The organism is Rheinheimera sp. SA_1, from assembly GCF_001669775.1.
GTDB lineage: Bacteria > Pseudomonadota > Gammaproteobacteria > Enterobacterales > Alteromonadaceae > Pararheinheimera.
In genome coordinates this window covers 81,977-94,210 of record NZ_LXWK01000020.1, presented here as the reverse complement: position 1 = coordinate 94,210, position 12,234 = coordinate 81,977, and the positions used below count along the sequence as shown (strand labels likewise).

Annotated in this window: 10 protein-coding genes; 4 read left to right on the top strand and 6 right to left on the bottom strand. The window is 50.4% G+C overall.

Features of this window, described 5'->3' with window-relative positions:
* Positions 1-59 precede the first annotated feature (59 nt).
* Complete coding sequence (locus A5320_RS20195; RefSeq protein WP_068069543.1) at positions 60-1,787, bottom strand: hypothetical protein; 1,728 nt, start codon at positions 1,785-1,787, stop codon at positions 60-62.
* Between the two features lie 274 nt (positions 1,788-2,061).
* Positions 2,062-3,678: an NAD(P)/FAD-dependent oxidoreductase gene (locus A5320_RS20190; protein WP_068069541.1), complete on the bottom strand. Its 1,617-nt coding sequence runs from the start codon at positions 3,676-3,678 to the stop codon at positions 2,062-2,064.
* 217 nt (positions 3,679-3,895) lie between these two features.
* Here A5320_RS20190 and fdxA point away from each other — a divergent pair, with 217 nt between their 5' ends.
* Positions 3,896-4,219: a ferredoxin FdxA gene (gene fdxA / locus A5320_RS20185; RefSeq protein ID WP_068069681.1), complete on the top strand. Its 324-nt coding sequence runs from the start codon at positions 3,896-3,898 to the stop codon at positions 4,217-4,219.
* A 34-nt stretch (positions 4,220-4,253) separates the two neighbouring features.
* On the opposite strand, the gene A5320_RS20180 is transcribed toward fdxA, so the two are convergent.
* From A5320_RS20180 to A5320_RS20165, 4 genes are all read right to left on the bottom strand, one after another.
* Positions 4,254-5,165, bottom strand: coding sequence for an ABC transporter ATP-binding protein (locus A5320_RS20180; protein WP_068069539.1), 912 nt, complete (start codon positions 5,163-5,165; stop codon positions 4,254-4,256).
* A complete protein-coding gene (locus A5320_RS20175) occupies positions 5,162-6,004 on the bottom strand; it encodes an ABC transporter permease (protein WP_068069537.1) in 843 nt (280 codons plus the stop codon). Before A5320_RS20175 ends, A5320_RS20180 begins: the two co-directional genes overlap by 4 nt.
* Positions 6,005-6,142: 138 nt before the next feature.
* Positions 6,143-6,340: a hypothetical protein gene (locus tag A5320_RS20170; RefSeq protein WP_068069535.1), complete on the bottom strand. Its 198-nt coding sequence runs from the start codon at positions 6,338-6,340 to the stop codon at positions 6,143-6,145.
* A 266-nt stretch (positions 6,341-6,606) separates the two neighbouring features.
* On the bottom strand, positions 6,607-7,977 hold the full coding sequence (locus A5320_RS20165) for an NAD(P)/FAD-dependent oxidoreductase (RefSeq protein ID WP_231916797.1): 1,371 nt from the start codon (positions 7,975-7,977) through the stop codon (positions 6,607-6,609).
* 121 nt (positions 7,978-8,098) lie between these two features.
* On the opposite strand from A5320_RS20165, the gene A5320_RS20160 reads away from it, so the two are divergent.
* The 3 genes from A5320_RS20160 (at position 8,099) to A5320_RS20150 (ending at position 12,203) form a co-directional block, all read left to right on the top strand.
* A complete protein-coding gene (locus tag A5320_RS20160) occupies positions 8,099-8,683 on the top strand; it encodes a GNAT family N-acetyltransferase (protein WP_068069533.1) in 585 nt (194 codons plus the stop codon).
* A 298-nt stretch (positions 8,684-8,981) separates the two neighbouring features.
* Positions 8,982-9,314, top strand: coding sequence for a hypothetical protein (locus A5320_RS20155; protein ID WP_068069531.1), 333 nt, complete (start codon positions 8,982-8,984; stop codon positions 9,312-9,314).
* Between the two features lie 30 nt (positions 9,315-9,344).
* Entirely contained in the window at positions 9,345-12,203 is a 2,859-nt protein-coding gene (locus A5320_RS20150) for a TonB-dependent receptor domain-containing protein (protein ID WP_068069529.1), read from the top strand.
* Positions 12,204-12,234: the final 31 nt, after the last annotated feature.

Here is a 12,234-nt window from a genome sequence, read left to right as displayed (position 1 = left end):
CCGCAGCCGGTTCAAGGGCTGCGGTTCTCAGACAACACTGATTTTATTGCGTAGTGACTTTATTTCGGCGCCAGCGCCATTTCCAGCTCGGAGTTCATCACCACACCTTGTTGATTCACATCCATTTTCAGCGCCATTTTCATGGTGCTACCAGAGAACTGCTGGAAATCAGGCGGAACTTCAGTACCACTGGCTTTCATGGCGGCTTCAAGCGCTTTGAAGAAACGGCCATAGTCCATACCAAAACTCAGCAAGCCATTTTTAGCCAGGCTTTCTTTAGCAACTGCTGCCGATTGCGTGGTCGCAGTTGGTCCAACGTATAACAACAGGTGCGAATCAGACAAAGCTAATTTTGGCTGAATACCCAGTACAGCGACTTCCGGAACGATGGAAGCTAAATCCAGCTCTTCGCCAGCTGCAGGTAATGCAACGGTTGCCAAAGGTGGGTAAAACGCTTTAATACCTTCAAAGAAGGTGCGGGCGTTATCGGCAGACACCGTCACCAGCGCGTCAGCACTTTTCAGGTTACTGGTGGTGAGGTCAAGTTCGGCGTCGTTGATTGTCACCGACAGACCTTGCAGCCCACTCGCCATCCCCGCCATCGCCACGGCAGCTAATGGATTTGATTGTTTCATCTGCGTTTGCATCTCAGCTAACGGCTGGCAGCTGTAAGCCGGTTCAGTTAAACCGGTCCAGAGTTTACCCAGCGTCGGGGCCAGTTGTGCAACGTCCAAACCTACCGCCATTGAAAACATGCCTGAATTGTGAAGGGACATGGTATGTGCCGGCAGGAAACCACGTAAAGCGGCCAACAACTTCACTGTTTCCTGATTTTCGGTTGGGATCAACATCCGGCCCGTCACTTTCAGCAACGCTGAATTGGACAGGTCAAACTTATTGTCGATAAACAGCCCCGGCCAGCTGGCGCTGATAGCGGCAACATCGGCTTCACAAGCCGGGTTGCGCCAAGCGGCCAAAGCGACGGTGGTTTCTGCACCAAACACAGCTTCAACGTCTTTCGCCAGACGGTTACCGTCTTTACTGGTCAGGAACTTGCTGAACTGTGCGGTGCTCAGATAACCATAAGCACCTTTTTCCAGCTGATATTTCTGCTGCAGATCTTTGATAGTTGAGGTATTCGCCAGGCTTTGCTCTGGTTTTTCTGCCTGCACCATGATGGCCAGATGCTGCTTATCAAATTTCTCTGAGGTAAAAGCAATCGTGGCCCAGCCGTTTTGCACTGAAACCAGTAAATCCATGGTCAGTTCTTCGTGAGTAAAACGGTACTGGCGGTATTTAATAGTGTTGATTTGCTGCGCTACATGGCTGAAACCACTGCTTTTTTCAGCGTCATCGAACAGACGCCAGAATGCAGCTTCATCACCCAGTTCCATCCGCAGTACCGGTGACAAACCAACCATATAGGCCAAGCTGCGCATTTGCGCTTTAATACCGGTATTGGCACTTAATGCGGCTGGATCAGCCAGCGCTTTCATATAGGTCTGAACCAGTGCCAAACCGAATTTGTGTTGTGCTTCGGTAGCTTCAACGGCCATATCGGCAAAGGCTTTTTGCATATTGGCATCGTAGTACTGTGGGCCCATGCCGAGGCTGGACAAATAACTTCCCAGGTCAATTGGCGTTACCTGCGCTGAAAACAACGCGGTGTCAGCCGGAACGTATTCCAGGCCTGCCAGTTCTGGTGCCGAGGCCATGCCCGGGCCAAATTTATAATAAGCCAGCGCTCCGGCGGCAATTACAGCGACAGCTATCAAGGTCTTACGCATTCTGCACTCCTTTTCATTGATCCGATGGTAAGACCTATACCCGTCATCCTTGAAGATTCGGGGTTGTTGGCCGCCTTCACTCGCCCCAGTCACATAGATAGCTATGCTCCTGGGGTCTCGCTCAGTTACCGCCTACCCGAATCTTCAATGATTTTGGGTATACACGTCATTGTTAACTGCACCAGCCATCGCTGGCTACAGATAAATGCCGGGTTACACCATACTTTTGTTTACGTTAGTTTGACAAAACGTCTTTATATCACAACAACATGAATTACGCAGACTGATTCTGCGCCAGCATCGCCAAAGCCAGAGCTTCAGCTACCTTAATCCCATCAATTCCAGCCGACAAAATACCACCGGCATAACCGGCGCCTTCGCCAGCTGGGTATAAACCTTTGATATTCAGACTTTGGAAATCGGCGCCACGCTTAATGCAAATTGGTGACGAAGTGCGGGTTTCGACGCCGGTGAGTAAACCTTCCGGCCGGGCAAAACCTTTGATTTGCTGATCAAAAGCCGGGATCGCTTCGCGAATAGCTGCGATGGCAAAATCTGGCAACACTTTAGATAAATCAGTCAGTGTCACCCCAGGCGTATACGACGGCTGTACTTCACCAAATTCAGTGGATGCTGTACCTGCAAGGAAATCACCAATCAGCTGGGCTGGCGCATCATAGTTTTCACCGCCAAGCACAAAGGCCTGAGTTTCTAAAACTCGTTGCAATTCAATGCCAGCCAGCGGGTGGCCTGGATAATCGCGTTCCGGATCAATACCAACGACGATGGCGCTGTTGGCATTACGTTCGTTGCGCGAATATTGGCTCATACCATTGGTGACAACCCGGCCTGCTTCTGATGCCGCAGCCACCACTGTGCCACCCGGACACATACAAAAGCTGTAAACCGTGCGGCCGTTACTGCAATGATGCACCAGTTTGTAATCAGCAGCACCCAATAGTGGGTTACCGGCATTGCTGCCAAAGCGGCATTCATCAATCATCGACTGGCGGTGTTCAATCCGAAACCCAATTGAAAAAGGTTTGGCTTCAATGTAAACACCACGCTGATACAACATCTCAAAGGTATCGCGGGCGCTGTGACCGACCGCCAGCACCACATGACGACACGGCAAGGTTTCACCGGTCGACAGTTGCAAACCTGTGACTTCGCCATCGGTCAGCAACAAATCGTCAACGCGGGTACTAAAACGAATTTCGCCACCAAGTTCGATAATGTTGGCGCGCATTTTCTCCACCATATTCACCAACTTGAAGGTGCCGATATGGGGTTTGCTGACATACATAATTTCATCAGGCGCACCGGCGGCGACAAATTCGCTCATCACTTTGCGGCCATAATGTTTTGGATCTTTCACTTGGCTGTACAATTTGCCGTCAGAAAAAGTGCCAGCGCCACCTTCACCAAACTGCACGTTTGATTCGGTATTTAACGGCTTTTTGCGCCAGAAACCAAAGGTGTCTTTGGTGCGCTCGCGGACTTCTTTGCCGCGCTCCAGAATAATCGGTTTAAACCCCATCTGCGCCAGCAACAAACCGGCAAATAAACCACAAGGGCCAAGACCAATCACCACCGGCCTGTCGCTTAACTGCGCCGGTGCCTGCGCCACGTACTTATAACTGGTGTCAGGGGACGGTTTAACGTGTTGATCTTTTTCGAACTTTTTAAGCAGCAGCGCTTCTTGATCCACGTCAACATCCAGGGTGTAAATCAGCTGAATGTCAGATTTTTTGCGTGCGTCATAACCACGTTTGAACATACTGAAACTTTTCAGCTGTTCCGGTTTTATCTTAAGCTTGTTAAGAATGGCCGCTGGCAGCGCAGCCTCGTCGTGATTCAGTGGTAATTTAATTTCAGTTAAACGGATCATGCAAAGTCCTATCGGTGTCTTAGCCAGCATGTCGCCAGCTCACAAGATGGTAATTGCGGCTATTTTACGTCAAATTGGCTGATCAGACGTAATAAATGCCGTTACAATTTGCGTCAAAGCTTACAAAGCCACTGCTGACTTGTATTTTTGTGTTTGTTCCGTACAATTCCGCCGCAAATTGGCGGATTTATTGGGCCCGTGGTTTGTGGAGGTCAACATGGCGTTTGTCGTCACTGATAACTGTATCAAATGTAAATACACCGACTGTGTCGCCGTCTGTCCAGTGGACGCCTTTTTTGAAGGCCCCAACTTCCTTGCTATTAGCCCAATCATTTGTATTGATTGTGGTTTATGTGAGCCAGAGTGTCCGGCCAATGCCATTTTTCAACACGACGCCTTACCTGAAGGGCAACAGCCATTTATCGAGCTGAATGCCGAACTGGCGCTGGTCTGGCCCAATATCAACACCGTCAAAGCAGCCCCGACCGATGCCGACCTTTGGAATGGCGTACCAGATAAACTGCAATTCCTCGAAAGTTAACATCACACCGCAGACGCACGCCTCATCGTCGGTACTAGCCGTTTGCCACTGCAAATAACTGCTGTTCTAAAGTTCGTCCCTGCGTCAGGCTGCGATACTGCCAGCCCTGGGCCCGCAGCACACCAATCAGGGTGATATCCAGATCAGGTGCCAGTTCGCGGTCATAGTGGATAGCAAATTCGTTTTTCTGTGCATTCTCAACGCTGCTAACACCGGGCAACTGCCGAAGCACATTCAGTACCAACGCAGCATCGGCGTTTTCGAGTTGCAAACTCAGATAACCGACAGCGCCTTGTTGTACCGAACGTTGCTGTACCAGCTTGCCATGCTCCAGATACAACACGGTGCCACAGAGCCGTTCCAGTTCAAAAATGTTGTGGGAGCTAATCATAAAAGTCGCTTCAGACGTCAGATTTGCAATGATTTGCCGCACTTGCAAGGCATTCACCGGATCCAGGCCAGCGGTTGGTTCATCCAGCAGCACCAGCTCAGGTTGCCCTAACAGAGCTTGAGCAATCGCAACACGTTTGCGCATACCATGGCTCAGCACCGTGGCTTTTTGCGAGATATAATCGGCTAAATCAACCAAGGCTAATACCCGGCGGGTTTCGGCGATGGCCGTGGCTTTATTCATGCCTTGTAACTGGCCATAAAAGGTTAACTGTGTACCGATGGAGAAATTCGGATCCAGCATCGCATCTTGTGGCAATGCACTCACCCGGCCGGACAATCCCTCACTGCCTGGCTTTTGGCCAAAGATTTCAATATTGCCATGGTCTTGTTTCAGGAACCCACACAAAATACTGAATAAAGTAGTTTTGCCGGCACCGTTTGGACCAATCAGCGCAATAGGCTCGCCAGCTTCAAGGGAGAAGTTCAGGGAATGCAGAACCTGATGCCGGCCAAAAGATTTAGATAATTGCTGCGCCTGAATAATAGTGCTCATAATGATTTTCCTTGTAATGCGATCCGGCCCAGCGCCAGCAGTACCACGGTTTGTGCCAGTGGTAAGGTCACTTCTTTAAAGGTCGACCACCCCTGATTGCTGAGTAATGCCGGCACTTGCGCACCAGGCATATATTGCAGCAACCGCAACACATCCGGAAAATACCAGCCAGCCCAGCTAATCAGACCAACCAGCACACCACCGCCAACGATCGCCAGACAAACCGCAAGTTTCGACGAGCGCACTAACACCGAACATAACGCCATCAGCGCGGTAAAAGGTGCCAGCACAATCACCAGATTCAGCGCCATGATCAAAGCTGCCTCTAATGCCGGTAGTGACAAACTGTGTTGCCGCCACACCGCAAGCCCGAGTGTTGCGACCAATGAAATCACGATGAGCAATCCTTGCACCAGCCACTGCCCGAGAAAACGACCGAAAAAAATGGTGTCGCGGCTGGTCCGTAAGGTCAGAAAACGTAAGGTGCCCCGCGAGCGGTCGCTACTGGTCTGATCGGCACTGGTGATGACAACGGCCAGCGGCAGTAGCACCAGGCTAATCAGCCAGTACACGATAAGTTCGGGAAGCGGCCAGGCCATCAGCTTGTACATACCGATCATGCCAAAAACCCGACTCAACATAGCCTGGGTGTCGGCTTGCTGCAGGGCAGAACTTGCTTCAAAAATGGGGTAACGCAGAATTAAAAACCAGATCACGGCAAATGCCGCTAACGCAAACCAACCGCGTGGGCTGCCAAACAAACGAAATAATTCAAAGCGGGTAATTAACCAGGTATTGCGGCAGAACTTTGGAAAAGAAGAAGCTGTGGCGGACATCATGTTGATCCTGATAGCAATAAGTTAATTGAGGAAAGCAAATGCTGCGCCAAAATATATTCATTACAAATCAACAGGATAAATAGCTGCCAAATTTTAACTCCGTCAAATCGGCTATTTTTTAGCAAAAATAACTGCAAATTAACTTTTTTGTTGTTGCTTCAACCAGAAATAACTCAGCCACGACAAGGCCAGACAGACGATCCCCCAACGCAGACGTTGGGCGAAATTCAGTCCGGGGCGGCTGAAAATCAGAATTAATGGCGCGTACCAAAAGTACAGGACGCCAAAGGCGACAAAGAGTTCATTAAAATTAGGTAACAGTTCCATTACAATCATGCGCTTTGCTCCATTAAGCTACGATCGGCATGGTAGGCCGATTCCGGCATAAATTCAACACAAAACTGCAAATTAAATAAACAAATATTATACATATTTACCTGAATTGACCATAAACCAGGCGATTGGCACCAAGTGAGTGCCTTGCAAGCACCGGCCAAAAAACATCCAATAAGACCGGCAGAACTGAGATTTAATGCAAATTCACACCATCAGCAGCCGGTTTGCTTCTGTGGTGTTGATGGAGCTTTCCCGGTGTGGCGGCCTTAAAACCACAGGTCTTTATATTTACCGTAATGAAAATAACCCCACTGTCCCAACCGACGCAGCGCTGGCAATGGAAATTTAGGCAAAGCCGTTTGATACAGCGGCAATGCCGGTTGGGCAATGCCCATGACCCGCTCTGCCAGGCGCTTACCCGCTTGCACCGAAAACGACAAACCACTGCCACAGTAGCCCATGCTGTACAGCACATCACCACGTTCATCTGCTTGATAAATATGTGGAATATCATCCAGCGCCATACAGACCCAGCCCGACCATTTATATTGATAACGAACTTGCCGCAAAGCCGGAAAGCTCTGCTGCAACACCTGCAGCAACCGGTCAGCGTAATATGGATTGGCGGCGTCTTTACCGGTAATGGCGCCACGACCGCCGAATAAAATCCGGTTATCCGGCAGTTTACGGTAATAGTATTTCAGGGCTCTGGTATCCATCACCACGTGACTGGTCAGGAAATTACAGGCTGCCAGTTGCTCAGCAGTTAACGGTTCGGTGACGATAATCTGCGATAACACCGGTAAAGTGCGCGCCTGCACTCCGGCATGAAAGTTTTTCGGCGTGTAGCCATTGGTGGCAATCACCACTTTCTTCGCCTGCACCCGCGCCGATGGTGTGATCAATAATTGCTTGCCGGCCTGTTGCTGCCAGTCAATCACCGGTGAACCACTGTGAATACGGGCGCCGGCGTCCCGCGCCAGCCGTTGATAGCCCCAGGCCAGTTTCAACGGATTGACCCCAAAACCATCGGCATAGCGCAAAGCACCAAAGGCTTGTTGATCACCGACATATTGTTGCCGCACTTGTTGCTGCGTTAATACTTCGACTTGATAGCCAAACATTTTTTGCTGTAATTCGGCTTGCGCTTGTAACACTTTGCACATTGACGGCTTATGCGCCATCCGCAGATAACCGGGTTGCTGCATATCACAATCAATCCCTTTGGCAATCAGCGCTTTAACTGTATCCACACCTTCACAAAACTCGCGGTAAATGCCGTGCATCACCGCATCGCCCCATTGTTTTTGCATCTGGGCATAAGGTTTACGCCCACTGGACTTCAGCACAAATCCGGCATTGCGGCCGCTGCAGCCCCAGGCAGTCTGATTGGCTTCCAACACCACGGCTTTCACACCATGTTCGGTCGCCAGATGATACGCAGTGGAAAGCCCGGTATAACCAGCGCCAATAATCGCCACATCTACACTGATGTCGCCGTTTAACATGCCGTCATCGGCCGGCGCCTCACCAGATTGCGCCGCCCAATAACTATCAGGGTAAGGTTGATGTTGACCGGGAAAAATATCGTGCATCGGATCGTACATGGCGCTGGCCGGATTTTTTGCTGCTGTCATAAGAAGTCTGCTTCGTATCTGCTTACTGAGGGTCAGTCGGAATTCAGGGCGGAGCCCTTTGTAGTTATGCGCCTAATCATGGCAAGATATACCTACCTTGCCAAGCCTTTCAGACCACAGCATGAATACAATCAACAACATCCACTACCGACCGATGCAGCCCGAAGATTTTGCTGCGGTGTTGCAACTTGGCAATCTGGTGCATGGTGATGGTTATCTGACACCCGCAGTCCTGCAACAATATTTCGACCGTGGTTTGGTGCAGCAGCAAAATGCCAGTTTTGTCGCTTATGCGGATGCGAACCAGTTGGTGGGATTCCGGCTGGCATTTGCGGCAGGACAATGGGTTTTAGATCAATGGTGTAGCCCGGACTTATGGCCAGTGCCACCGGAAAAAGTCGCTTATTTTAAATGTAATACCGTGGCACCGGCGCAACAAGGAAGTGGCATTGGCGGAAAATTACTGCAACTTTCGATAGCAGCCTTACAACAACAAGGTGCGATTGCAGGTTTAGCGCACTTGTGGCAACAAAGTCCGGGCAATGCGGCGGTGAAGTATTTCAGCCGGCATGGTGGGGTGCTGATCAAAGAGCATCCGGATAAATGGCGCGCCGAAAGTTTGCAGGGTTATGCCTGTGTGCGTTGTGGTTTTGATTGCCATTGTTCGGCAGCAGAGATGATTTTGCTGTTCCCTGAACAAAGCTAGTTACTTCACAGTAGAAAATCAGCCGCACCTGTTCTCCGAGGATGACAAACGGGAACAGGGCGACTGAGGGAGAGCAGATTTCACTCAGGAAGATAAAGTTGATCTGACAAACAAAATCAGCGCGATAACCACCAGCCAACTTTGTTGCCCATGCCAGATCAACCGGGGTCATATTCACACCAAAAGCGCGTTTCACGTGGAACCAAAAATGCCGGTTCTATACGCATTTTTAGCCACATGTAAGCACTTACATTTATAGCTGAAAGCCATTTGCTTGCCAAGCCAAATTGCAAAATAAGTGGTTGCAACGCCTCACCGATTCAATAAATACCATGCCAATTCATCGAATGCTGCTGCAGCTAACCTGCGCTTTGAAACTCAGCAAGACCATGCAAATCAAGTCTTGCCGAGTCATCCCATCGCCAGAAAGCGCTGTTCACAGAAGCGACAATTTTTGTTTATTTGCTATGCGGATTGTTGTTTTGATCAGCAGTTGATTGCGGAAGTCCGGATTTCCATCGCATTTTTGGCGGCAGCGCCGGTTTTTTCTATAGAATCCGCCGCCCCGAAAACCGGGGCACGTTTTGTGTTATTTCCAGGTACTAAAAAGCTGAAATTGGTCTTTCACTAGCGCAACTAATTTCGACAATTTGAGGTGTACATGTTTCGTCGTCCAATATTAAACCAAGCAATCAGACTGAGTCTGTATTCGGCAGCCGCTGCCAGCACTTTGCTGAGCACAGCCGTTGTTGCCCAACAAACTGAAGCCGCCGTTGAGCGGGTGCAAGTTACCGGGTCCCGGATTATGCGCGAAGGCGCTATTTCTCCTTCTCCAGTCACATCGATCAGTGGTGCTGAACTGCTGGAAACCGGCGCGCTGAATATCGGTGAAGCCTTAAACGAGCTGCCAGCTCTGGCCTCTACTTACTCTCTGGCCAACTCAGGTAATTCAATTGGCACGGCCGGTTTAAGCTTACTGGATTTACGTGGTATGGGCACTTCCCGTACTCTGGTGCTGGTTGATGGCAAACGTCATGTGGCTAGCAGTGCCGGTACGGCCTCTGTCGATACCAACACCATTCCAACCGCCTGGGTGGAAAGTGTTGAAATTATCACCGGTGGCGCTTCGGCCATCTATGGTGCTGATGCTGTCACAGGCGTGGTGAACTTCAAACTGAAGAAAAATATTCAGGGTCTGGACGTTTCAGCCACTGCCAGCAAGGCCAATGACAATCCGTACCACAACCAGAAACTGACCTTCTCTTACGGTCAGGATATCGCCAATGGCGATGGCAACGTGGCTTTTGCTGCTGATTTCGCCACTCAGGATGGTATGAATGCCAACGATCGCAGCCTGACCCGCACGCCGTGGTTTGCCGTGACCAACCCTGCCAACAAAGAAACGCAAAAAGATGCCGCTGGCAATACCATTCATGATGGCGTGCCTGACCGCATTACCTTACCAAATGCCGGTTATTACGACAGTTCAGTCAACGGTAACTTCCTGCTGAACAAAGTTTGGTATACCTTTAACCCGGACGGTTCAGTGCGTCCACAGCAGATGGGTACCGTGTTTGCGTCTGATACAGCCTGTCAGAACTGTGAACTGTTGAACCTGCGTGATTACGACGATTTACAGCCAAACTTTGATCGTTACAGCTTCAACCTGAAAGGCGATTATGACCTGACGCCGGAAATGACGCTGAGCGCTTCAGCCAAACACGTGGTGAATGAAGGTTACACCGATCGTCAACCATCGTTTTTTGAATACGGTTCAGCACTGGTGATCCAGCGCGACAACGCTTTTGTCAGCCCAAGCCTGGGCGCGTTGATGGATGCCAGCAACAAGCAGACTATCAGCGTACACCGCTTTAACAAAGATGCGGGCCGTCGCAAGGAAGAAAACACCCGGATCACCGATCAGTTTAACCTGGGCCTGAAAGGTCAGCTGAACGACGACTGGTCAATTGATAGCTTTGTGACGCATGGCCAGACCACGCTGAAACAGAAAAACTTCAACAACCTGATCCGGAAAAACTGGGCGCAATCGATTGATGCCATTAACGTCAACGGCCAGATCGTTTGCCGTGATGTGGCCGCTCGTGCCGCCGGTTGTGTGCCGACGTCTGTGTTCGGTAACGGCGCAGTGAACCAGGCTGCAGCGAACTGGTTTAACACCACAGCTTTTTCAGAAGCGAAGATTAAACAACGGGTTGTCGGTACATCTTTTGCCAACAGCAACCTGTATGACTTACCAGCCGGTGGCATCGGTTTTGCTGGTGGCGTGGAATACCGTCATGAACAAAGCGATAACGTGCCGGATGCTTTTGCCGCCACAGGTGCAACTTTCCTGAACGCACTGCAAGCCACCCACGGTAAGTTCCACGTCAAAGAAATGTTCGCAGAAGTGACAGTGCCGCTGCTGAGCGATGTGGGTCCATTCCAGGATCTGACCTTTGATGCCGCTGCCCGTTATGCCGATTACAGCACCATCGGTGAAGCCACCAGCTGGAAAACCGGTCTGGACTGGACAATGACCGACGAATTACGGATCCGCAGCACCTATTCAGTCGCTCTGCGCGCGCCAAACATTGGTGAGCTGTATCGTCCACTGAATCAGACCTTCTTCCGCGTCAGCGATCCTTGTGATATCCGTTACAAGCAAAGCGCCAACCGCGTCACTAACTGTGCCGCTTTAGGGGTTCCGGCGCAGTTTGTGTCCACTGCAACCGGCAGCAGCATTGAAGGCCTGTCCGGTGGTAACAGCAATCTGAAAGCAGAAGAGTCAGACAGCTACACCATTGGTTTTGTCTATCAGCCGGAGTGGATTGAAAACGCGACACTGACCGTCGACTATTGGTCGATTGAAATTGACGACGCTATCGACACTGTTTCTGCACAAAACGTGGTCAACAAGTGTGTTGATTCAGCAAACGGTATTAACAATGTGTTCTGTCAGCAAATCGTTCGTGATCCAACCAGCAAAGAGCTGGAACTGATCACGTCAAGCACGCTGAACGTGGCCGCACAAACCGCTGAAGGTGTCGACTTCGAACTGGGTTACGATTTTGATGTTGCCGGTGGCCGGGTTAAAACCAAAGTGGTTGGTACTTACCTCGATTCACGCAAAACTTTCTCGTTCCAGAACAACCCGGCTGAATTTGAACAGCGCGCTGGTACAGAAGGTGAAGCGACCTGGCAGGAAAACTACAGCGTGGCTTATAACCGCGATGCCTGGACTGCAACCTGGAAGACCCGTCATTTAAGCGGTATCAGCCTGTATACTGATCAGTCACTGGCGATTAACCCGGATCCGTCGGACATCATGAACTACGGCAGTTACTTTGTGAGTGACATCAGCCTGGGTTATGAATTCAGCAGCGGTGTGAAATGGACTGTCGGCATCGACAACCTGTTTGACCGCAACCTGCCAGGTGTCACCACCGGCACCGGTACCGGTTCAGCCAGCTACGACAATATCGGCCAGCTGTTCTATAGCACTGTGTCGTTTAAAATGTAACTTCGTTTTTTTGAAGGTCGACACAAGCCCT

Coding starts and splice junctions, on each gene's coding strand:
- A5320_RS20195 (WP_068069543.1), bottom strand. CDS start 1,787: ATGCGTAAGACCTTGATAGCTGTCGCTGTAATTGCCGCCGGAGCGCTG.
- A5320_RS20190 (WP_068069541.1), bottom strand. CDS start 3,678: ATGATCCGTTTAACTGAAATTAAATTACCACTGAATCACGACGAGGCT.
- fdxA (WP_068069681.1), top strand. CDS start 3,896: ATGGCGTTTGTCGTCACTGATAACTGTATCAAATGTAAATACACCGAC.
- A5320_RS20180 (WP_068069539.1), bottom strand. CDS start 5,165: ATGAGCACTATTATTCAGGCGCAGCAATTATCTAAATCTTTTGGCCGG.
- A5320_RS20175 (WP_068069537.1), bottom strand. CDS start 6,004: ATGATGTCCGCCACAGCTTCTTCTTTTCCAAAGTTCTGCCGCAATACC.
- A5320_RS20170 (WP_068069535.1), bottom strand. CDS start 6,340: ATGATTGTAATGGAACTGTTACCTAATTTTAATGAACTCTTTGTCGCC.
- A5320_RS20165 (WP_231916797.1), bottom strand. CDS start 7,977: ATGACAGCAGCAAAAAATCCGGCCAGCGCCATGTACGATCCGATGCAC.
- A5320_RS20160 (WP_068069533.1), top strand. CDS start 8,099: ATGAATACAATCAACAACATCCACTACCGACCGATGCAGCCCGAAGAT.
- A5320_RS20150 (WP_068069529.1), top strand. CDS start 9,345: ATGTTTCGTCGTCCAATATTAAACCAAGCAATCAGACTGAGTCTGTAT.